This is a genomic window from Clostridium sp. (assembly GCF_022482905.1).
Lineage (GTDB): Bacteria > Bacillota > Clostridia > Clostridiales > Clostridiaceae > Clostridium_B.
Genome location: NZ_JAKVOI010000001.1, coordinates 844847 through 868916, shown reverse-complemented (window position 1 = coordinate 868916; position 24070 = coordinate 844847). Strand labels below are relative to the sequence as shown.

Here is a 24070-nt window from a genome sequence, read left to right as displayed (position 1 = left end):
ACACCTTCCTTTTTAAATAATACTTTTTCTAAAAAAATCTTCCTTTATCTCATTATGTATTCCCTCCTTGTCAAAATACAAAATGCGGCTGCAAATTTGTGAAATAAGTTCAAAATCATGAGTAACAATAAAAATTAATTTTCCCTTATCAGACAGTTTTTTAACAACGTTTGATATATCATTCATTCCATCATAATCCAAGCCGCTACTTGGCTCATCAAATACTAGCAAATCTTTATTGCATAATATACTAACTGCAACAGCCGTTCTTTGTTTTTGCCCTCCTGAAAGAATATTTGGGTGAACTTCTTTATAATCATAAATATCCAGGCTTTTCAATGTTTCCTCTACTAACTTCATATTTGGATTGTCAATTCCCAATACGCACTCATTTTCAACACTATCGGCAAATAGCTGATAATTTACATCTTGCAGTACCATATAAGATATATTTAACCTCTCTTTACATGACAATTTTTTATTATTCCAATAGATACTTCCACTTATTTCATGGATAAGACCGCAAATGGTCCGAACAAAGGTGGTTTTCCCAACTCCATTGTTTCCAACAATTGCAATAATTTCACCCCTACCAGCATTTATATTGATATTTGATAATATACATTTTTTCCCATATCCTATAAAAAAATCTCTTACCCTTAAAGTATGAGAATTTGTCATATTTCTTTCATTTGTTTTTATAATACTTTCAACATTTAATTTTACATTTCTTAATCCTAACTTTTTACATTCCAATTTATCTAAATTTTTAAACTCTTCTGAGGTAAATTCTTTTTTTAATTTTCCCTGATCAAAATACAAAATTCTATCCACTATATTCCTTAGATAATAAAGTCTATGCTCTACAATAATGATTGTCTTTTTCTTCTTTTTTAACAATAAAATATTGTTTTTCAAAATATTAATAGCATTAACATCTAAATTTGAAGATGGCTCGTCCAGTAAATAGATATCTGGATTCATTGCATAAACTGAGGCAAAAGCTAGTTTTTGCTTTTGTCCTCCAGATAATGAAAAAATATTTTTTTTTAGTAAATCATTAATTTTAAGTTCATTTGATATTTTGATTAAAGTTTCGTCCATTATTTCTCTTTGTATGCCTTGATTTTCCATTCCAAATGCAATTTCACTATTTGTGTCCACATTAAAAAACTGGGTTCTAGGATTTTGAAAGACTGATCCAACCTTTTCAGATATTTTATATATGGGCAAATTCATTAAATCGACTCCATCAATAATAACATTTCCATCCAATTTACCATCAAAATATTTTGGTATCAGGCCATTAATCAAACGTGTTATTGTTGTTTTACCACAACCACTTTTCCCCGTTATCAATACACATTCTCCATCATTAATTGTTAAATTTAAACTTTTTATACATTCATCCTTCGCATCTTTATAAGTAAATCCTACATTATTGAACTGAATCATATAGCTACCTTCCTTTTAAAATCAAAAAAATTAGATATAAAACGAATATAAGAAAAACAATAAAATCACATAATCGAAATCTTATATTCTCTAAGCAGGTTCTTGGATTGGGATTTTCTATTCCTCGTGTAACGCACGCAATTGTAAGCTCATCTGCTGTTTTAGACGCAGATAACAATAAAGGTACATATATGCACTCTATATTCATCATAGGCTTCTTTATGAATCCTATGATGGATGGCGAAATATTTCTCATTTTCATTGCATCTTTTATAAACCTTCTATCCTCTTCTATCACTGGAATATATCTCATCATTACTGCCAAAGGAATGATTATATTCCTGGGGACTTTTATCTTATATAAACCTGAAATAAATTCACTTACTTTTGTAGTTTTTATTATTAACCCTGCCATCATTATACAAGGATAAACCTTATTTAATAATGCAAAAAAAGCAATAAAAGAAGTAGTTAAATTTCCGGTGATATAATTAATACTCAGAATAGAAAATCCGTATATAATACAATATGCTATAGTTAATTCTGCAGAATACTTTAACACGCCAGAAAAAATGCCAACAATAAATAGCAATAGAATCAAAATGAATTCATATTTTAATTCTGGTAAAAAAGCCGTGGATAAAATACATAATAATAACATTATTAACTTTGTTCTTATATCCAATTTAATTGTAATCAAGAGATAATTCCCGCCTTTTCAAATTGCTTTTTCAGTAATTTTTTTCCAATAAGCCCGCTTATTGTAGCTATCACTATTGTTCCTAGTATTATCACAATCAGCATCCAATTGTGAGCAACTGAGTTCATAGTATTTATGTAATTGATATCCGTTCCACCATTCAACATATACCTTGACCATTTTTCAGGATTAATAAAATAACTAATATAAGTTCCAGTAAGCCCAAGGCAAAGGAAATTATAAGCAATAATATTATTTTTTATGTTTTTATATTTCTTATTTGAAGCAATAATATCTCCAATAAATCCTCCTATTGCAATTCCTATATCCATGCCCCAATGCATTCCTGTTGCAAAAAATATTATTCCACATAAAACTCCTGCAATAGTTATAGAACCTGGTTTTTGAACTTTGGCCACCAGTAATAAAAAAATTGGTCCTCCCAGCAAACTAGCTCCAACTGGCATATAAAATGTTGTAATAGGATTAGTCGCAAATGGTATTCCTCCAATCATAATCGCAATAAATAGTAATGCCGAAAAAATACCAGTAGTAATTAGATCTTTAACTGATAAACTCTTTTTTGAATAATTCTTTTTTTTCATGGCAACCTCCCACAATTATTATTAATTCATAGTTTTACTTTGACAAACAATTCCTATTTTGATAAAATATTGTTAGGTTCAGGCATAATATAACACATATAAAAACTCTATTCAATAGATATACTTTTTTACGGCTGATTATACTATTTTTACGGCTAATTGCAGTAAAATTAAAGAGAGGTAATTAGGTAATAATGGGAAAAAATATTTCTAACTTTTATGAAGATCTATTATTTACAAAAGGTTTTAATAAGATAGACTCTAAGATGGGAAAATTCAATCCTATGGGACAAACATGGAAATTATCTAATGAACTTGGATATGGATATTACTGGGTATACTCCAAAGAAGACTTATTTGATATAAAAATTCATGATTTTTTCTTTCACGATGATTTTCTTATAGAATGCATTCTTCCTGAATGTTTAAGTATAACCTATTATAAATCTGTCTCCGGAGATGAATTATGCCCTTATAGGAGAATAAATGCAAACTGTGTCAAAACTTATTTGGGTGGAAAGATACCTTTTAGAGCTCTCATACATAAAAAAATTCCAATTAAATCAATTGGAATTGAAATTACACCTGAATATTATGAAAATTATCTAAAAAAAAAGTATCCTGATGAATACTTAAATCCCAAGGAAGCGTTTCTCACATTAAATGAATCTACTGATTTCCCAGAAATGATATTATTGTTAAAACAAATTAAGCTTTATAAAGGTACAGGCATTAGTGCAAAAATTTTTTATGAAGCAAAAATAGCAGAAGCAATTTCACTCGTACTTGATAAGCAGAGAACTTCAGCAGCAAGTCTCCTCCCTTTATCCAACAGTGATTATACTCAAATAAAAAATGTATCATCTTTTATTAATGACCATGCTTCATTTAAACTATCTCTCAATCAATTGTCAAAAATCGCCTGCATGGGAAAAACAAAGCTGAAACAGTCATTTAAACAAGTAAATAATTGCACAATTACAGAATATATTCAAAGTTGCAGAATCAATCATGCTGAATATTTACTTTCCAATACTAATCTGTCAATATCACAAATTGCTGAAACAGTTGGTTATACAAGTGCAAGTAGATTTTCAGAAATATTTAAACGCAATATAGGTATACTTCCAAAAGATTATAGAAAATTGTTAAAAAGCAATAAACCAAGTCTTTAATTTACTAGCCTACTGCATCTTACCATTAATGATATCGCTTAGTTTCAACGGTTTCTTGATATATCCATCTATAAGTATACTTTTCCCAACCTCTAATCCAAGAGTCTTCCATACTCTACATACATCTATAATAAGCTGAGTAGCTTCATTTATATACTTTTTATTTTTTAATTCGGTATAAAAAGTTTCCAATGATATCTTTATACTTTCTTCCCATATTTCATCATATAACTTTCTGTATAGAACAGGAGGAAAAAAGTCATAAATTTCATATATAGGTAAGTCTAAAAATTTATCCATTTTTTCATTATACGATAAATCATATTTATTTTTGTGTCTACTAATACAAGGTTCCCATATCACCATGCCATTACTTCCAGTTAAAATTAAATTTCCGCAATTCGTTGTTATTGATATTCTATGTAACAAATACATATAATTTTCTGAATTATATGGCTCTATTTGATTTTGTATATTCATGCAAATGGGAATATTATTAATACTGCCATCAACAATACAAAATGGAATATTTTTATTTGCTTTTCTTAAAAGTTTGAACTTCCAAGGATATAATCCATTTAACGCTTTCCCTAATATATCTATCATTGGAAACAATACATGAATACTACATTCCGCATTTATATAAACTATTTTACATTTTTTCGCTATATTTTTAGCTATATTGATAAAACCCGAAATTGGTTTAAGATTTGGATAAAATGTATTTAATTGATACTTACAATTATACTTTTTAGCTAATTTTATACAGTCTAAATAATCTTCTAAATGGATTGGCTGTTCCTGCAAAACATGTATACCCTTTTTTAATAATTTTTTAGCTATATTAGTTCCCTCACCACCTACTACCGTGGACTTTATTACTACACAAGCCATATCTGCTATATTTTTATTTATTTTATTAATATCTGTATAGAGAGGGACATTATTTAATTTAGCATATTTTTTAGATAATTCACTTCCTTTTGAAAAAATTCCAACCAATTTAAATTTTTTATTCAGTTTTAAAATTCCTCCTAAATAGAATTGCCCAAATCCTATACCAAATACTATTACTCTTATCCTATCATTCATTAGATTGTCCCCTTCTCAATATCATTTTTTTCTATATCACCATGAAACATTTGTGTAATTTTAATAATATTTTCTTTCTGCAATTTATCCATTACATCAATAGAATTTAATATTTGAAATGGCCAGTATATTCCACACAAACTTTTTAGTTTTAAAATGCATTCAGCACACATAGATGCTATAAACCCATTAATAGCATTACTTTCTTTGCATTCAAATAATGCATTATAAGTCTTTTTCTTTTCATTCTTTAAACCCTTAGACTTAATATAAATATTGTACCAATTCCTGGAGTTATTATTTTCACCCATTCTAAAAATTATATCTTCAGAAACTCTGTAAATTTCTTCTTTAGTTTTATTTTTAACTATTTTAAAAATAGCATCTTCCAAAACAGATCTATATTGTTTATTTACCTGAACATTATACCAATGAAATTCGTTTATATTAAGTTTATTTGCTGAATCAAATATTTCTTTTGTCATATATTCAAATAAATCATAATCTTCTGAAAATCCTATAACCTTATTATCTATAACATACTTGTTATTTAACATTTTATGATTTGAGTAATAAAAATTCGGCTTTCCAAAATTATGAAATATGCTCAATAATAGATCAGCACAGGCTGCTTTACTGATATATTCCTTTCCTCCAGCATATATATATAAATTCTCAATCCTGTCAAATTGGGAATTTATCAGCCAATTAGGAAGTATTCCAGATAATCCTGGAAAACTTCCTGCCCCTAATATAATTTTTTTATTTCCGGAAATCCATTCTTTGTTTAATAAATTTACCCCAAATATATCAATATAATTATTACTTACTTTTAAAGCAGTTCTGGCTATTGTTTCTGAAACAAAATATGATGGCCCAATACAATTTATAATTACATCACATCCCTCACAAAATCTTTTTAACAAGTAATTATCATAAATATCTATTTTAATATATTCAATATTAGAATTTGAACTATCAATATAATTTATATTTCTTTGTCCACATCTTAAATAATATCTATGTTTTAAATAATCCACAACTACCCTTCCAACATTTCCGCCATACCCTAATATTCCAATTCTTCTATTCTGCATTTTCTTCTCCATTCATTATTAAACTTGAAAGCTCTTTAGAATATTTTTTAGATAAACATGATAAGTGATTTCCATCAATTAAAGTTTTCTTTAAATTTCCATATGTTATATTTTCCCAAAACTTATTATTATCATTCTCCTTTATTGGCAAAAATGATGATGACTTGTCTTTGCAACTTAATGACCATACATCTCCCGCAAATACAGTTTCATTATATTCTTTCACTGCTCTAAAGCTATGACAAAAAACTTCAAATAATAAATCCAATCTTTCTTTTTGATATCCCCATAATTCTTTATTTACTTGTGGCAATGTTTCATATATTTTTATCAATCTATCTTTTTTACTTTTATTTAGCATTTTTTTATAACAATCACCAATTGCTTCATATTCTCCTGATAATGAAATCAATTTTTTATTTGAAACAATACTCTTATAATCCATTTTCAAATTTTGGACAGCTAACTTTATTAATCTGTCATCTACTGTATGACCCGCTTTTATTATATCTGCTCCTATTAAAAGTCCAAATGCTCTTTCCATCAACAATTCATTATAAACCATATGATCATTTGGAGTAGTATCAATACTTATTACCGGCCTTATTTTCAAATCAGTTCCCGCCAAATTTTTATATATTTCTAATGCTATTAATCCACCCATACAATAACCTATTAATTCAATTTCTTTGAAATCAGTCTTTTTTATTTCATTTGCGTATTTATTCCCAAGAGTTCTAATTAAACTAGAATAATCTATGGACAAATATTCATTCATATCTGAACATATAAATCCTCCTAGACTGTTATTATCCTCTTTTAAATATGGTATAAGTTCATTATATGGAGTAATAGTTCCAGTTCCATCATGAATCAATATTCTTAACAGATTATGCTCAGCTTTTTCTTCAAGAATAGCTAAATTATGTTTCTTTTCCAAAGTTATATTTATACTACACTTTTGTAGCTTACCGGCAAGTGATTTAATTGTAGAATTTTCAATAATAGCAGACATAAGCTGATCCCATGTCCATTCTTTCGCTTCAACAATTTTCTCTTTAATTTCAGCAACAATTTGAGCTGCTAATAATGAATCTCCCCCTATATTATAAAAGTTATCATCTCTATATATAACATCCTTTTTTAACTTTTTGCACCAAATCCCTGCAATACGCTTTTCCAGATCATTTGCCGGAAGTTCTCCATATTTATTCATTTTGTTATTACTATTTTCTTCTACTCTCTTAAGTAAATATCTTCTATCTATTTTCCCATTAGGTGTTATTGGTATTTCATTTATTATTTCAATATAAGATGGAATCATATATTCAGGAAGTCTATTTCTTGAAAATTCATCTATTTCTTTTTTATCTATTTTAATTTTATTTGATTTGAATATCCCAACAAACAATGTTTGACCTACCCTATTTAAATAACTATCACTTTCAGGGAACGCAGATACTATTTCAATTCCAGATTTTTTAAAGGTATCTTTCCATTGTTTTTTAGATAAAAACACTTGATCAGATCCGCCTCTAAAATCTTCAACTCCATTTAATCCATTATGAAATTCCATTGATGTTAAAAGCGCATAATTTTTGCCTGTAGCATCTATAATAAATACATATCCATTTATTTTGCTCATTTCATTAAATTGCTTTAATATTCTAATTTCATCATTTGCATTATGGAGAACATTATTACATATTATAATATCCCACTTGGAGGATTCCATGTTTTGTTTCCAAAAATCTTCATTAATATCATATAAGGCATAATCCACCCATGAATAGTTCTTAAATCTTCTTTGAGCTTCATTTAAAAACGAATAGGATATATCTGTAAATAAATAGCTAATATTATATTTATCTAAAGCAGGAATTAAATCTATACTAACTCCTCCCACTCCGGCACCAACTTCTAAAATTTTTATATGATGCTGAGGATTCTTTTTAGTTAATAATTCAACAATAGTTATAATATTAATAATCAAAATCCTATTTAAGTATTTACTAATAATATTATCTCTATAAGCCGCCAAAGCTATAGAAAAATCTCCCTTAGGAAAAAATAAATCTATTGGATCAATCTCTCCTCGCAATAATGGTAACAAGTTCTCTTTTGATTTCATAAAATAATTCATCATAATATCACTATAATTAATTTTTTTTGCGATTTCATTCCAAATTTTCCAAGATTCTTCTACTTCATTTTTACTCATCTTATAATTTATTTTATATTTTTTATTTTCTTCAATAATATATTTTTCCTCTTTTAATGCATTTACCCATCTCTTTAAAAGAGGTCTATATGACTCTATAACATCTACCTTCTCACATATCTCATTTAAAGAATATCCTCTTTTAGCATCAGTAAAAATATCTAACTTCAAAAATAAATTTATAATGTCCAACAAAGGTGTTTTATTTGATATTTCGAGCCATTTATTTAGTTTATCATTTGAAATATGTAAACTAACACCATTACTTTTTTCTGATATTACTTTTTTTAAATCAATTAATTTTTTTTGTAATACACCACTTTCTTCCATTATAGGTTGAACAAAAGCTGCTATCTTATCCTTATTTTCTGAGAAAGAGATAATTATTGAGTTCTCTACATAGGGATGACTTTCAATAACTGACTGAATCTCATTTAATTCAATTCTATGCCCTCTTATTTTGAGTTGATTATCTTCTCTTCCTAAGAATTCTATATTTCCATCAGGCATATATCTTCCAAGATCTCCCGTTCTATATAAACGTTTATTCAATATCTTATGATAAATGAATTTACTATCAGTAATTTTCTTTTCATTCAAATATTCTATTGCTAAACCATCTCCGCCTATATATAATTCTCCCTTTACCCAATCAGGACATTCCTTTAAATTTGAGTCCAGGACATAAAAGCTTTGATTCGACAGTGGCCTTCCATAGGGAATACTCTTAAAATATTTCCTTTTTAAGTCAATATTATAATAAATTGACCAAATAGAAGCTTCTGTTGCTCCACCTAAACTAACAATCAACGCTTTATCAAATATTTTGTTCAATCGCTCAGGTAATTTTACCGGTATCCAATCTCCAGACAGCAAAATTAACCTTAACGATTGTATATTTTTTATATTTTCCGATTCTAAATAGGAAAGTAACATCTGAATTTGTGCCGGGACACTATTCCATATGGTAACAGAATTATCTATAACTAACTTAGCCCATTCTGAAGGATTCTTTTTTCCATCAGGTAAAATAATACTTCCACCCACTTTTAAAATTGCAAAAATATCAAACACAGATAAATCAAAAGCAAGATTTGCCACTGCTAAGACTTTGTCATCTTTTGTAATATTAAATCTATCAATTATGTCATTTATTGTATTCATAGCTGCTCTATGACTAATAACCACCCCTTTAGGTACTCCTGTACTTCCTGATGTATATATTATATAAGCAGGATTAGATGGATCAACTTTTTCTGATATTATTCCTGAATGTTCAAATGTACATATTTCATTAACATTAATTTCAATCAAGTTGTTAGCTTTATTTATGTTATCTGCACCATAGGTAATTACAAATTTAGATTTTGAATCTATTTTTATCTGGTTTTTTCTTTCTACCGGCTGTTCATTATCAATTGGAAGATATACTCCTCCAATCATTAAAATACCAATTACTGATGCAATTTGCCATATGCCCTTATCCAATTCTACTATAATTATATCTCCATATTTAGCTCCCTTTTCTATTAATACATTTCTTACAGCATTTGCATAAAGATATAAATCCTCATAGGAATAACTTTTATTTTCTATATTTAAAGCTTCCAAGTCTGGATGGATTTTTACATTATTAAGAAATCCCTCATGCAGAGCTTCTTCTTTAAAATATTTTTTATTATTATTAATTTCATCTCTCTTTGTCTTCATTTCTAAAGGTAATCCAACAATATTCTTTTCATTGAATACATTACCCTTAACTATTTTTGCCAAAATATTTTCATACATAGAAAACATATGCTCTATAATTTTATCAGGGAAAATATTGTTCCTGACATCCCAGGTTATTAATATTTCCTCATTATGTTCCATAACCTGACAATCAATCAAAACTTGGGGAGTCTGACTTATTTTATATACCAATTTAGATTTATAATTTTTGCGATCATCGCTATTATCTAAACCGAGTGTACTTGTATATACAAAAGGCATAGTAAAACTTTTCCCATATATCTTTTTCATCTCCCGTATAACCTCAATACCAGTAAAAGATAAGTGAGAAATATCATCAAATAATTGTTTCTGAACAGCTTTTACTCTTTCTATAAAATTACAGTCATTGATATCCTTAACTTCTAATATATCATTAACTGTAAAATCTCCAATAATATTATTAATCTCAGAATGTATAGGAGGACGATTTGAAATAGTAACATTTATACAAAAACTCTTTTGTTGAGACCAATAAGACAATATTTCTATATACAATGATAGTAAAATATTAGATACTGTAACTCTCTCATCTTTTGCCAACTGTTTTAATTTTTTATAATTATCTTTATTAATTATTGTATTAAACTGAGTTATTGAGACATTTTTCTCCTTCATACTATCTATAGGAAGTATTGGCGAGCAAGGTAACTTCTTAACCCTGTCTGTCCAATATTGCTTATCATGTTTTCTCTTGTTAATATATTCCGGATTGTTTTTTCTATTCCTATCATATATCATTACATCCCTAAAGGATAACATTTTTCTATATTCTTTATTTTTCATATTTATATTGAAATAGCATTCTTCTAATTCCTTAACAATTAAATTTATACTTGTAAAATCAGCTATAAGCATATCCAGAGAAAAATGAATGATGCTTTTCTCCTTAAATTCTGATAGTTCCAAATCAAATAAAGGCCATTTTTCCGGGTGATACTGCTTCTTTATTAAACGTTCTCTTATATTTTTAAAATGCTTATCTATTTCATTTTCATCTAGGCTCTCTAAATTCCAATTCGTTATTCTTGGAATTTTATAATTTTCTAGTATACTTTGTGTCCCATTATTATGTATGACGGCATGGAGCATATCATTATTTTCTATTACTTTTTCCCAGGCAGCTTCCAATCTTAAAATATCTATTTTAGGAAATTCAAATTCAGAATAAATTTTACAGCCTATTCCACCATATTCATATACACTATTTCTCCCTACAAGATATGCAGATTGAATATCAGTTAATGGGAATTCCTTATATTTGTTATCAATATCTACTACAATCTTACTTGGATTATTTTTTATATATTCTATTAATTCCATTTTTTGCTTTTTTATTTCATCAATAGCTTCTTTATTTATAGCACCCTTTGGACTGCTATATTTCAATTTATTATCCTCTACTGAAAAAGTAATTCCCTTTTCTTGATATTTCAAGATCAAATGTTCTATTTTCATAATTTCTCCCTTCTTAAATCAATCCTTGATCAAAATTACCAGCAGCAAAATTCTCTTTTTTGGTACCTTTTAAAAATTTTGATAATTGTACTATATTAGAGTATTTAAAAATATCCTTAATAGAAATACTTACATTAAGCTCACTTCTTAACATATTTATCAGCTGTATAGCCTTTAGTGAATCACCTCCGGATCTAAAAAAGTCCTCGTATTTATTTACAGATGCTTGTCCTAAAACAGTCATCCATATTTTTGAGATCTTCTTTTCATAATCATTCAGATTATTTTGAAAACATGAAACATCTTTATCAATAATGTTTTCATGTTCATCAATATGAGACTTTTCAATACTAAACTTTTTAATTATAGAATATTTATCAGCTTCTACTAAAGAATCTTTTATTTTTTCATACATATTTTTATTTTTAACCAATGATTTTAATAAATTTACATAAGACTTAAACATATCATCAAGCATTCCATGGTAAAACAGCTCATCTATTGAATCCCAAATAAGATACAAATTTTCATCTTTTTCAATCACTTGATGGTCAATCCAAACCTGTGGTGTTTGCGATATATTATATATTAATTTACCTGGCCATTTTTCTTCTTTCCATTGCTCTATCCCAAGTCCGCTTGTAAAAACAACCGGCATGATGGATCCCGAAATATTTCTCTTTTTTCTCAGTTCTCTTTGAATTTCAATAGCACTATATAAAGAATGCCCTAAATCCATGGATAGCTGTTTTTGTATTTGAACAGCTCTATCTATAAAGCTGCTGTTTTCTATATTCTTTAATTCAAGCAATGTTAATGAGGTAAAATCTCCAACTAACTTATCTACATCATGATGCATAGGGATTCTATCAAATCTGGTTAGATTAACTGTAAAATCATCCTTCCTGCTCCACGCTCTTAAAACTTCTGAATAAGCAGTTATTAGTAATACAGTAGGTGTAATATTATATTCTTGAGCTACTATTTTTAAAACATTCCACTCCTGACTGGGTAATGTTATTGCTCGTCTCCGGAAAATCTGTCTTTCTAAAAAGCTTTCATTTTTTACAATCGGAAGTTGCGGTGCCAAAGCAATTGATGGAATTCTGTCTTCCCAATATTTTTTATCTTCTTCATATGCTTTAGTTTTCTTTAATTTCTCTAATGCTAAAACATAATCTCTAAAAGAAATATTCATATGAGGCAATGATTTGTTTTCATCTTTATAGATTTCTTTCCATTCATTCAAAATATGAAACATGCTCCAGCCATCAAATATAATATTATCAAAGCTTATATGAAGTCTTCCTTTTCTTTCATCTAATACGCTCATTTTAACATCAAATATCGGCCACTTTTCTACATCAAGTATTTGATGAGACATGACATCTCGAATATTCTTAAGTTTATTTCTAATTTTCGATTCAGGTAATTTTTTTAAGTCATATACTTCTATCTTATAATCTGAAACACTCTTTAGTATTTTCTGCATTCCGTTCGGTAAAATAATAGCTCTCATCATGTCATGATGTCTTATCAAGACATTCCATGCCTGCTGCAATCTTTTTACATCTACATCTTTTATATCCAATTCAAAATAACAATGTGTAGAAACATTTCCAAGCTCATACACTCCACTTCTTCCAATCCAGTACGCATATTGAACATCTGTCAGAGGGAATGGTTCATTTTCATTTTGAGCATCATGAGACAAATTATAAGCTTTGCCTCCACAATCAGATTTGTTTAGAGATTCTTTATCTATGGCCATGGACAATTCGTGAATTGTAGGATATTCAAATATATTACTGATTGTCATTTTCACTGAAAACTCTTTTTGTATCATAGTTAAAAGTCTAGTTGCAACGAGTGAATCCCCTCCGAGAGAAAAATAATTATCCTTTATACTGATATTCCGATTTTTGAAAATTTCCATCCATAAAACTTTCATTCTCTTTTCAGTAACTGTTTCTTTTTGCTGCGACAAACTGCCATATTGCATAGCATTTTTCTCCATCAATCTCTTTTTTAATGTTTTTCGATCAAGCTTACCATTTGGAGTTACGGGAAATTTATCAAATGAATAAAATTTATCTGGGATCATGTACTGGGGAACTTTCTTTTTCAAGTAGGATTTCAAATTTTCAAAAGAAAATAATTTCATAGCAGACTTACAAATTCCCACGAATAAAATATTCCCATAGATGCTCTTTTTATCGTATTCTGATATATACGAAGCTAAAAATTTATTTCTATTCATCAGCTTTATTATTTCATTAGAGGTAGGAATCACTTTACAGTTCTTTTTTCTAAAGTCTTTTATTTCCATAAAACCATTTTCTAAAAAAGAAGCAGATACTTCCTGTAAATAAGATACTTCACTGAACTCATTCCCAATTATTATTCCTCCAGGAACTAGCAGCTCAGCAATATTTGAAAAAGAAAGATTTAAATTCTTTTCCCTGTGTAGAGAATTTATCGCAATGATACAGTCAAATTCATGCTTTATAAAGTCCTGTTGCCCAATATCCAAGTCCAAATGAATAGTTTGAAAAGATACAGCTGGATACTTTTCCAATAACTCTTCCATTGTTTTCTTATAGTAAAAAGAATTATCCGCATAAATATAATTCATTTTCATATCTCTTGTCATTTCCATAATCTTAGAAGAAAATTGTATATCCCTTGTTCCGATTTCCAAAACTTTAAATCTCTTTTTCTTTTGTGATATATATTGAAATACTTCTCTGATTATACTCAATAAGTTATTACAATTTTCTTTATAACCAGGAATCTTTTGTAATAAATAATTTGGACTTAATTTTAATTTTTCATCATAAAATACTTCCACTGCATTTTTTGATCCCCTCAACATTGGCAATACATATGGATACAAACATTCAAGATACTTACTCACAAAGTTTTCTCTCCCGGGCTTTTTTGTTGCATCCGGATAATCATTGTCATCAAAAGATCGTTTCAATCGGTATCCGTTTCTTTTTTCTAAGATACCAGAAAAAACAAGTACATTTAACCACCTTAATATAATTTCTCTTTTATCTCCTTTTATGTCTGATTTTCTAAAAATGTCCGCAATTGAATACTCCTTTTCCCCTGTAAATATTCCAAATTCCTGGAAAATATTCATTAAAAATTTTTCACAAGTTAGATCAGTATCTTGCATAAAATCTTGAAATAACTTATTCTCTTTCTTATCAAATTCCACGTTTCTACAAATATTTCTTATAAACCTTCTTTTTTCCTCCAGTTGTTTCCCTGAGATGGTGATTATATCATGAAATTTCTCTTCTGCTTTTCTGAGCTCCAAAAAGGCAGCCAGGCTTTTACCTCCATTGTTCTTTTCTATAACTTCCACAACGGCATTATTTATACTTGGATAATTTTTTAATGCATCTTCAATCTCTCCAAGTTCTATTCTATGTCCCTTTATTTTTACTTGATTATCTTTTCTTCCTAAAAATTCTATAGTCCCATCGTTCCAAGTTCTCCCTATATCTCCCGTTTTATACCATGGAATAATATTCTGTACAAATTTTCTTTCCGTAAGTTCCTTATCTCCCCTATATCCTTTCGCAATTCCGGTACCACCAATCCATAATTCACCAGGAACATAATTGGGACAAACTCTTCCAAGACTGTCAACTATTCTATAAACTTGATTGTCCAATGCCTTTCCATATGGTATGGAAATCCAATCCTTGGGGATTTTCTTTGGAACATTTAAATAATTAGACCATATTGAAGCTTCCGTGGCCCCACCCATTGCTACAATCACCGAATTTTTACTTATTTTATAAAATCTAGAGGGAAGGGTTATTCCTATCCAATCTCCTGAAAGCATAACTATCCTTATAGAAAGTTTTTCATTTAAACCTTCTGCCATAGTAACCAGCATATCAAATAGTATCGGTACGGAATTCCAAACGCTAATTTCGTAGTCTTTAATTAGTTTAAGCCATAATTGCGGATCTTTATAATTGTCTTCATCAAGAACAATTACTTTCCCACCAACAGATAGCAAGCCAAAAATATCATATACTGATAAATCAAAGTCAATTGCAGAAACCATCAGCACAGTATCCCTCTTGGAAATATCATATTTTCGATTTATAGCTTCAATCGTATTTACTGCACCTTGATGACTTATTTCCACTCCCTTTGGAACTCCTGTACTTCCGGATGTCATAATGATATAAGCGCTATCGTCCGGCGAAGAAGCTTTTGGTTCAAATATTCTTTCTACATTTATTTTTTTATCCATATTAATAAATGCAATATTTTCAGAAATCAGATTCTCTTTTTCCAATGTTTTGGTATCACTCACGACCTGTTTGATTCCGATTTGTTTATATATTTTTTCTCTTCTGCTTATTGGCTGATTAATTCCAATTGGAACATATGCAGCTCCGGAAAATAGGACTGCAAGGATTGCTTCTACCTGTTTATATCCCCTTGGAAGCGTAATCGCCACATAATCTCCCTTCTGTACCCCTTTTTCAAATAACAAGGAAGCTAAGTAGATTGCTTTGTCATATAATTCTTGATAGGTAATCCTTTTTCCACTGATTCCATCTATAATTGCAGTAAAATTTGGATTTTCCTTGACATTTTTCAGAAAACCTGAAAATAAAAGCTTATTTGGATATTGAAGTGGCAATATTCTATTCAGTTCACGTTGTCTTTCTTTCCTTTGATGAACTGGAAGTACATCAAGAACCATATCCCAGTCTTTATTTTCTGCAAGGGTATAAATCATATCCGTCAGGGATTGGAACATATCATCAAGTAATCCTTCAGGATAAAGTTCTTCCACTGCATCCCAACATAAAATTAAACAGCCCTCCTTAGTATATGTCTGAAAATCCAACCATACTTGGGGAGTTTGAGATATCATATAACTTATCTCTCCAAGTACCTTCCTAGATAAATTAGTTTCAAGAGGTATATCTATATTGCAAGCAAATACAATTGGAGCCACAAATCCATTATTTCCTCTTTTTTTAGATATATCTCTCTGGACACTCACTCCAGAATATTTACAATGAGATATATTTTCAAGAAAAGTTTGTTTTATTCTGTACATTGTTGTAAGAAAAGTATCATTTTTATTTCTATGAAAATCCAGGAGGAGTAAATTAGTAAAGTCCGCCACCATATTTTGGACTTCCTCATTTTCCGTATATCGATCAAACAATGGAATATTTATTAAAAAATCATCTTGATTGCACCATCTTTCCAAAACTAAAGCATAACAAGTAAGCAAAAACATTGACGGTGTTGTTCTATATCCTGCTGATGTTTTCTTTATAATATCCCATACTTTTTTATCTACAATTTTTTCTCTTCGTTTAAAAATTGGCTTTTTTATCATTTCCGGCCGTTTCTTCAACGGTATATTAGGAACTTCTTTGGACAAAGCTTTTATCTTGTTGTTCCAATAATCAGCATCTACTTCTCTTTCTCCCCTGTTGTTCTCTTCTTTTCTATCCTCAAGATAACTCTGAAATGTAATTTTCTTATTATCATTAAATTTCTTTCCATTGTATGCATCTGCAAGATCACGAATTATAATACTCAAGCTCAAGACATCAGCTACTAACAAATCTATATCAAAATTTATTCTTGTTTTATTATCTGGAAGCAAGCAAATAGAGATTCCTGCAACTTCACCCTTTTCAACTTGTAATTTGCGATGATATAAAATAGACTTTAATTTCAACAGTTCTTCCTCTACTTGCGCTTTTGTCAATCCTCTAAAATCATACACATCAATTTCTTCAGAAAATGGAGTCTGTAAAATTGTCTGTTTCCCTTGTTCAGTAAACTTTGCTCTTAACATGGGATGGTAGTACTGAATTTTATTCCACGCATTTTTTAATTTAGATGGTTCTACATTTTTACCATCTATCTCCAAATAGGCATGGCAGCCAACACCACCCAGATCCTGCTCATCATCACGCCCAACCCAGTAAGCATATTGGACATCTGTCAGATCAAACTCCTTATTGTTTATTCTTTCTGATTTTGGAATATTCTTTACATTAGATTTCACTTTAATTTCACAGTTATTTATTATATCTGTCCAAACTTTTATCGTAGGATTCTCTACCATTTTTGAAAAAGACACTACAATTCCAAATTTTCTTAATTTACTAGATAGTTTCATAACCATAATGGAACTAAGTCCTTCTTCTATTAGATTAGCCTCAGAACCAATTTTATCTTTACCTAGCATGGTAAGTATTTCTCTGTTCAAAAATTTTATTGCTTCTAATTTGACCTTATTATCTTCTAAACTTTTCAAAACACTTTCCCCCTTCTAAATTTATCTTGTCCCATTTTCTTTAATCTGATCTTATCTATTTTTCCAACACTTGTTAGTGGCCAGTTTTTTATAAATATAAGTTGATCCGGAAGTTTAAAAGTTGCAACACCTCTTCCTATCAAATAATTTCTTATCTCATTTAACGTAGGTTTCTCCTTCTCATCCAAAATGAAAGCACAAATTCTTTCCCCCAAAGAATCATCTGGAATACCAACTACTTGAATATCATGAATAGATTTATGTTTAAGTAGTAATTTTTCTATTTCTGAAGGAATAATCTTTTCTCCTGCCCGATTTATAATTTCTTCCAATCTCCCTACCACCTGGTAATTTCCATCCTCCAATTTTCTTGCTTTATCCCCAGTTCTAAAATAACAGTCTTTTGTAATGCATTTCTTGTTAATTTTATCTAAATTATAATATTCATAAATTGTGTAAGGTCCTCTGACAATTAATTCTCCATATTCTTCATCCGGCAATTCATTTCCATTTTCATCCACTATTAGAACTTCATCATAGGCGGAAATTGGTTTTCCCTGTGTATGATATACAGTATCAGGTCTATCACCTAAAGATGTGCAGCAGATCAAGCCTTCTGCTATCCCAAAGATTTGTTGCAGTTTGCATCCAAACGTTTTTTCAATTTTTTCAGCAAGAGAGGAATCTAATACAGAACCACCTACCTGAATAATCTCTAGAGAAGATAAATCATAATTATCTTCGTATTTTAAAAATTCCATACACATATTTGCCATTGCAGGAACTAAACTGGTGATAGTAACTTTTTCTTTTTCAATTAAAGGAATAATTTCATCAGGGCTGGTAGTATTACATATCACTACTTTTCCTCCAGCACTCAATGTTCCTAATAATCCAGGGCAACATAAAGGGAAATTATGTGAAATTGGCAACGCAACCAAATATATCGAGGAAGCATCCAATTGACAGCGTTTTGCCGTTTCTTTTGCTACATATAAATAATCTGTATGTCTCCGAGGAATCAACTTAGGAATTCCTGTCGTCCCTCCAGATAATAAAAGAAGTCCCATCTGTCTGCTGTCCACTTGCCTCTCTTCCTTTTTTAATTTTCTATCTGATGGCAACTCGTCAAAAGATTGAAACTTTTCATTATCCCCAATAACAATTACTTTTATTTTTTCATTGGTTTCTCTAAATATTTCTCTAGCCATTTTTCTATAATCAAATCCCAAATATTTGTCCTTTATAATATATCCTGCCGCATTAGATTTTTCTATAATTCCCTTAATTTCTGTCCTTCTATGGGCCGGTAATGCCATAATAGGAACTACACCAATTTTAAAAAGAGCGAATGAAATAACTACAAACTCCCAACTATTCGGAACCTGTAAAATTATTTTATCACCCTTTTTAAATCCATTATCGCAAAAACCACAAGCTAATTTTCTAGCCTGTATATTTAATTCCTGATATGTAAGTTCTATTTCATTATCCAATACCGCAACATTATCTTTATAAATTTTACTCCAGCAGGTCAATGCCTCTCCTAATGTCATGTCTTCCCAGACATTACCATAATAAAAATCTTCTAATTGATTTTTCACTTTTGTATTCACTACATAACTCCCCCTGTTACTAATTTTTCTTATTATCATCCCATGCATAAACCCAATACATATTTTCCTTCCAGCTCAAAAATATAAACAAAAACTTCTTTATTTAACTCCTTGTCTGAAAGATAAACTCCATCCTCTGTGTCTCCAGATATATAAACGCTGTTAAGACTTTTATATAATCCTGTTCCCAAGTATTTGAAATATGCTTCCTTGGCCACCCATGCAATAAAAAATTTTTTATGACTTTTTCCAATCAAAGATATCTCATTGGCACAAAAACATCTGTTAATAATTTCAGTATATTCAAATTTTTTATCAATGTATTCAACATCAACACCTACTTCTCTATTACTCAAAGCAATTACAGCACGTTTTTTCGAATGGGTTATATTATATTGAATATGATGTTTATTATAAATATATGGTTTAAAAAATTTACCTTTTTTAATATTTATTTGATTTATTTCATTATTTAACCATGAGGTAAACAAAAAATTAATCACACTATGTGAAATTAAAAAGTTTAACTTGTCTTGTCTTTGACAATAACTATAAAATTTTTCTTTTTCTTCTATAGTTAAATAATTCAATTCAAAAAAATTACCATTTAGCCTATCTATATCCATTAATATAAATACAGTTATTTTTTCTTGAATATATTTTAAAATACTTTTTGAGTTTAATGATAAAATATCAGTAAATAAATACTTTTTGATTGTATTACTCATTAATAAATTTCCTTATTTTTATGATATAAGCTATTTCAACTTTTTTACAAATTTTTTTATGGCAGCTATTACTTCATTCCCATTTTTATTTATAAACATATGATCTCCCTCTATATATTTATAAGAAAATTCTTTCATTGTAAAATCTGACCATTTATTTAAATCATCAAATGTCATTTCTGAATCTTCGGTTCCTATTAATCCCATGATGGGACAATCTATTTTATCCACCTTATTTTTTATATACTTTTCATCCATAATAAAATCTGCTCTTAATGCAGGCAAAAATAAACTCATCATTTCTTTATTATTTGCAATTTCATTAGGTATACTAGAATATCTTTTTACTAATTCTCTTATAAAACTTTCATCATCCAAACTGTATATAGGATTTGGCTCTATTAAATTTGGCGCTCTTCCTCCGGAAACTATAACACCTTTGGGCCAAATTTTCTTCTCATTGTATATTTTAAGTGATAATTCATACACCAATTTTGTCCCTAAACTATGTCCAAACATAATAAACGGGCATTCTTGTATACTATATTTTAATTCATCATATATTTCATCTACTAATATTTTAATATCAGGAATTGGTCTTTCCATAATCCTATTTTCTCTGCCCGGATACTGAAGAGGATAAACTTTAATATATTCAAACATTTCCCTCCATGTCTTGAATACTGAAGCTCCTGCGCCTGCATACGGAAAACAAAATAACCTGATTCCATCGAAAATACTTGTTCTTTCTATATAATGATTTTGACATACATTCTCCATTATACAACCTCCGACTATTATTAATATAATTTAGTTTATTTCCAATAGATTGCAATTTTAATGTTTATATCTATTTATTCTAACTACTGTAATTTATTATACTCTAATTGATAATGATAATCAATATCTTTATTGGATTAATTATCAAATGGCTTCTTTACATTTTTGTAGAATATAAAAAAGGTGAAACATTAAAGCCTCACCTTTTTCTTAACATTTATTCCGATGAAAAACAAAATTATGATGCCGGTTATGGTTTTCCCAATAATCCAGCCGCATTTCCGTCAATATTTTCATGATATCCATATTTTAAAAAATATTTTCTTTTTCATATAGCTCGATCCAATCCTTGGAGAAACGGTCAACTGCTTGTTTTATTGATGCATTATCAAAAACAGTGGCTAATATATTTGGAGCAAAGGTAACTGCATCAGCTTCTGATTCAATTGCCTCGGTAATCTGAAAAATATTTTTGATGCTTGATGCCATAATTTTTGTTTCATGTCCTTCTCTATCAACAAATCTTCGACTTGCTTTAATAATTTTAAAAGGATCTACTCCAATATTTTCTGATCGATTTGAATAAACGGCAATATAGTCTGCTCCAGCTTGAATGGCCAAAAATGCCTGCATTTTTGAATATATTGCCGAAGCTGTTATATTGCATTCTCCCTGACTTTTCAAATATCTAATGGCTTTAATCCCATTATAAGTCGCCGGAATTTTAACAAAAACATGTTTGTCTATTTCATTCCAAATTGTTTTGGCATCCTTTACCATGCCTTCAAAATTTCTTGCAACAACCTGCATATGAAGTGTTCTTTCATTTCCAATTATCCCTCTTGTTTTTTTCATGTGCGGTATAAAATCAATTTTGCCTTCACGTTTAATAATGCTTGGTGTTGACGTTATTCCTGAAATAGGAATACTGTCAATATATTTCTTAATTTCGTCCAATTTTATAGTATCCAACATAAATTCCATATTCTACACATTCCCCTTTCATTTATATCTTGTTTGCGGACATTTATCCACGGGATTTTCCACCAGCGATATTCGTAATTATTCCTGACATATAACTTGCTCTGCCAGAAATATAAAAACAGACTAAATCTGCAACTTCAGTCAATTTTCCACTCCTGCCTAAGGGAATACTGGAAGATTTTTTGTAGCCTTCTCTTAAACTTTCTACAGTTATTCCCCTTGTAAAAGCCAATGCTTCTTCATATTGTAGTGATCGCAACTTTGTTTGTTCCATGATTCCAGGAGCAACACCCAGTACTCTAATATTGTATTTTCCCAATTCCTTAGCCCAAGTACACGTCATGCTATTGATTGCACCTTTAGTGCCGACATAAAATCCCTGACCAACTGATCCTTCACGTGCACTTTCAGTTGACATATTGACGATCACTCCATATTTTTGCGTGATCATAATCCTTGCTACAGCCTGTGACATAAGAAAAACACTTTTTTGATTTACTGCTGTTATCCTATCAAACATTTCCTCTGTGAGTTCATATTTCCCAGAACCATCCGGATTTACCAACATTCCCGGTAATGCTATTCCTGCATTGTTTACCAGAGCATCTATTTTTCCGTACTCCTCCCATACTTGCTGTACACTGCGATCTACCTGTTTTTTATTTGAAACATCTGTTTTGTAAAAAGAATATTTTTTTGAAGCAATTGAATTATCATCACTTAAATCAAAATTAATTACTATGCAACTATTTTCCAATAACTTCCTGGCTATACTTCTACCGATTCCTGATGAACCACCAGTGACAATAACTACTTTATTTTCAACTTTCAACCAGCTAGTCATTATTTTTTATACTCCCTCTTAAATATAAACTTATATGTTGAGATATCTTCGACAATTCAATTATAACAAATGTGAACTATTTATATATATGTTTAAAATCAATTGTTTTAAAATTGTCGTTATATCAGTACCTAGTATAAAAAACATATTTGTAATCTGCACATTTGTGCTTTTATTTGTATATAAATTTTACTAAACCATTATTGAATGTTAAAATTAAATATAATAAATCTATTAACCAAAAAGTGATGTGGAAATAAATGCAAAATGATAAGTTAATTGCTAAAATTGCCTACTTGTATTATATGGAAAATAAAACTCAGGAAGAAATATCAAAGGAATTGAATGTATATAGAACCACAATAAGCAGATTACTCAAACAAGCAAAAAAGAATGGAATTGTCCATATTGAAATCAAAAACTTTGATCCACAAATTATCAAATTGGAACGAATTTTTAAAAAAATGTTCAAACTGAAAGAGGTCATTATTGTTGAATCACCAGCAGAAGCAACCACTATAGAAAAGAACAATTTATTGGCAGTTGAAGCAGCCAATTTTATAAAGAAATGCATAAAAGACAACATGACTGTTGGCTTAGCATGGGGTTCAACTATAGGTAACATGGTTGAAAAACTTGAAAAAAGGAAACTGCACAATGTTACATTTATACCCCTGGCTGGTGGACCAAGCCAAATAAAATCTAAGTACCATGTTAATACCTTGGTTTACGAAATGAGCAGACACTTTAACGGCAACAGCATATTCATAAATGGAGCGGTAATTGAAGAAAACAAGCAAACAAAAGATGCAATTGTCAATTCAAGATATTTTGATAAAATAAAGAGTAGCTGGAATAACCTTGATATAGCTATTGTTGGGATTGGCGGAGGTCTTAATTCCAGAAGCCAATGGAGAGATTTATTAAACGAGGATGATATTGAGGATCTTAAACTTAGAGAAGTAGTCGGTGACTGTTGTGGACGTTTTTTTGATATAGATGGAAATTTAATTAAAAATGAAATTGATGAACGAACTATTGGTCTGCCTATTGAGCAATTATCAGAAATACCAACTTCAATTGCAATAGCACGCTCCAAAAACAAAGCACGAGCTATACTACCCTTTATAAAAAGGCAGTATATTAATACTTTGATTACCGATGAAGAAACAGCAAAAGAAATTCTTAAAAGAGCAAAATTTTAATTTAAATACTTAGAA

Annotated in this window: 14 protein-coding genes; 2 read left to right on the top strand and 12 right to left on the bottom strand. The window is 29.4% G+C overall.

All coding sequences use genetic code 11. From position 1 onward, the window contains the following. Positions 1-12 precede the first annotated feature (12 nt). Genes LKE46_RS04450 through LKE46_RS04440 form a run of 3 tightly spaced genes read right to left on the bottom strand, consistent with a single transcriptional unit; the run spans position 13 to position 2760 of the window. Positions 13-1455: an ABC transporter ATP-binding protein gene (locus LKE46_RS04450; RefSeq protein ID WP_291718826.1), complete on the bottom strand. Its 1443-nt coding sequence runs from the start codon at positions 1453-1455 to the stop codon at positions 13-15. A gap of 4 nt (positions 1456-1459) precedes the next feature. Beyond that, positions 1460-2140: an energy-coupling factor transporter transmembrane component T gene (locus tag LKE46_RS04445; protein ID WP_291718824.1), complete on the bottom strand. Its 681-nt coding sequence runs from the start codon at positions 2138-2140 to the stop codon at positions 1460-1462. A gap of 11 nt (positions 2141-2151) precedes the next feature. Beyond that, positions 2152-2760, bottom strand: coding sequence for an MptD family putative ECF transporter S component (locus tag LKE46_RS04440; RefSeq protein WP_291718822.1), 609 nt, complete (start codon positions 2758-2760; stop codon positions 2152-2154). 194 nt (positions 2761-2954) lie between these two features. Between LKE46_RS04440 and LKE46_RS04435 the strand changes: the two genes are divergently transcribed. Then, entirely contained in the window at positions 2955-3935 is a 981-nt protein-coding gene (locus LKE46_RS04435) for a helix-turn-helix transcriptional regulator (protein WP_291718820.1), read from the top strand. A 9-nt stretch (positions 3936-3944) separates the two neighbouring features. Here the strand turns inward: LKE46_RS04435 and LKE46_RS04430 are convergent, their stop codons facing one another. The 9 genes from LKE46_RS04430 to LKE46_RS04390 form a co-directional block, all read right to left on the bottom strand. Beyond that, positions 3945-5027 (bottom strand): Gfo/Idh/MocA family oxidoreductase, encoded by a 1083-nt coding sequence (locus tag LKE46_RS04430; RefSeq protein ID WP_291718819.1) that lies wholly within the window; start codon positions 5025-5027, stop codon positions 3945-3947. Continuing rightward, complete coding sequence (locus LKE46_RS04425; protein ID WP_291718817.1) at positions 5027-6124, bottom strand: saccharopine dehydrogenase NADP-binding domain-containing protein; 1098 nt, start codon at positions 6122-6124, stop codon at positions 5027-5029. Before LKE46_RS04425 ends, LKE46_RS04430 begins: the two co-directional genes overlap by 1 nt. Then, positions 6114-11573, bottom strand: a complete 5460-nt coding sequence (locus LKE46_RS04420) for a non-ribosomal peptide synthetase (protein ID WP_291718814.1) — start codon at positions 11571-11573, stop codon at positions 6114-6116. The genes LKE46_RS04425 and LKE46_RS04420 overlap by 11 nt, the downstream gene beginning before the upstream one ends. 13 nt (positions 11574-11586) lie before the next feature. Then, positions 11587-17898 (bottom strand): non-ribosomal peptide synthetase, encoded by a 6312-nt coding sequence (locus tag LKE46_RS04415; protein ID WP_291718812.1) that lies wholly within the window; start codon positions 17896-17898, stop codon positions 11587-11589. Further along, positions 17895-19514, bottom strand: a complete 1620-nt coding sequence (locus LKE46_RS04410; RefSeq protein WP_291718810.1) for a (2,3-dihydroxybenzoyl)adenylate synthase — start codon at positions 19512-19514, stop codon at positions 17895-17897. Before LKE46_RS04410 ends, LKE46_RS04415 begins: the two co-directional genes overlap by 4 nt. A 35-nt stretch (positions 19515-19549) precedes the next feature. After that, complete coding sequence (locus LKE46_RS04405; protein WP_291718808.1) at positions 19550-20242, bottom strand: 4'-phosphopantetheinyl transferase family protein; 693 nt, start codon at positions 20240-20242, stop codon at positions 19550-19552. Between the two features lie 30 nt (positions 20243-20272). Further along, positions 20273-21022: a thioesterase II family protein gene (locus LKE46_RS04400; RefSeq protein ID WP_291718806.1), complete on the bottom strand. Its 750-nt coding sequence runs from the start codon at positions 21020-21022 to the stop codon at positions 20273-20275. Between the two features lie 309 nt (positions 21023-21331). Then, a complete protein-coding gene (locus tag LKE46_RS04395) occupies positions 21332-21997 on the bottom strand; it encodes a fructose-6-phosphate aldolase (RefSeq protein ID WP_291718803.1) in 666 nt (221 codons plus the stop codon). Between the two features lie 52 nt (positions 21998-22049). Then, positions 22050-22850, bottom strand: a complete 801-nt coding sequence (locus LKE46_RS04390) for an SDR family oxidoreductase (protein ID WP_363316038.1) — start codon at positions 22848-22850, stop codon at positions 22050-22052. Positions 22851-23110: 260 nt separating this feature from the next. Here LKE46_RS04390 and LKE46_RS04385 point away from each other — a divergent pair, with 260 nt between their 5' ends. Then, a complete protein-coding gene (locus tag LKE46_RS04385; RefSeq protein WP_291718801.1) occupies positions 23111-24055 on the top strand; it encodes a sugar-binding transcriptional regulator in 945 nt (314 codons plus the stop codon). Positions 24056-24070 lie beyond the last annotated feature (15 nt).

Bases quoted from the DNA above. Each gene is read 5' to 3' on its own strand.
- LKE46_RS04450 (WP_291718826.1), bottom strand. From the start codon at position 1,455: ATGATTCAGTTCAATAATGTAGGATTTACTTATAAAGATGCGAAGGAT.
- LKE46_RS04440 (WP_291718822.1), bottom strand. From the start codon at position 2,760: ATGAAAAAAAAGAATTATTCAAAAAAGAGTTTATCAGTTAAAGATCTA.
- LKE46_RS04435 (WP_291718820.1), top strand. From the start codon at position 2,955: ATGGGAAAAAATATTTCTAACTTTTATGAAGATCTATTATTTACAAAA.
- LKE46_RS04430 (WP_291718819.1), bottom strand. From the start codon at position 5,027: ATGAATGATAGGATAAGAGTAATAGTATTTGGTATAGGATTTGGGCAA.
- LKE46_RS04425 (WP_291718817.1), bottom strand. From the start codon at position 6,124: ATGCAGAATAGAAGAATTGGAATATTAGGGTATGGCGGAAATGTTGGA.
- LKE46_RS04420 (WP_291718814.1), bottom strand. From the start codon at position 11,573: ATGAAAATAGAACATTTGATCTTGAAATATCAAGAAAAGGGAATTACT.
- LKE46_RS04405 (WP_291718808.1), bottom strand. From the start codon at position 20,242: ATGAGTAATACAATCAAAAAGTATTTATTTACTGATATTTTATCATTA.
- LKE46_RS04400 (WP_291718806.1), bottom strand. From the start codon at position 21,022: ATGGAGAATGTATGTCAAAATCATTATATAGAAAGAACAAGTATTTTC.
- LKE46_RS04395 (WP_291718803.1), bottom strand. From the start codon at position 21,997: ATGTTGGATACTATAAAATTGGACGAAATTAAGAAATATATTGACAGT.
- LKE46_RS04390 (WP_363316038.1), bottom strand. From the start codon at position 22,850: ATGACTAGCTGGTTGAAAGTTGAAAATAAAGTAGTTATTGTCACTGGT.
- LKE46_RS04385 (WP_291718801.1), top strand. From the start codon at position 23,111: ATGCAAAATGATAAGTTAATTGCTAAAATTGCCTACTTGTATTATATG.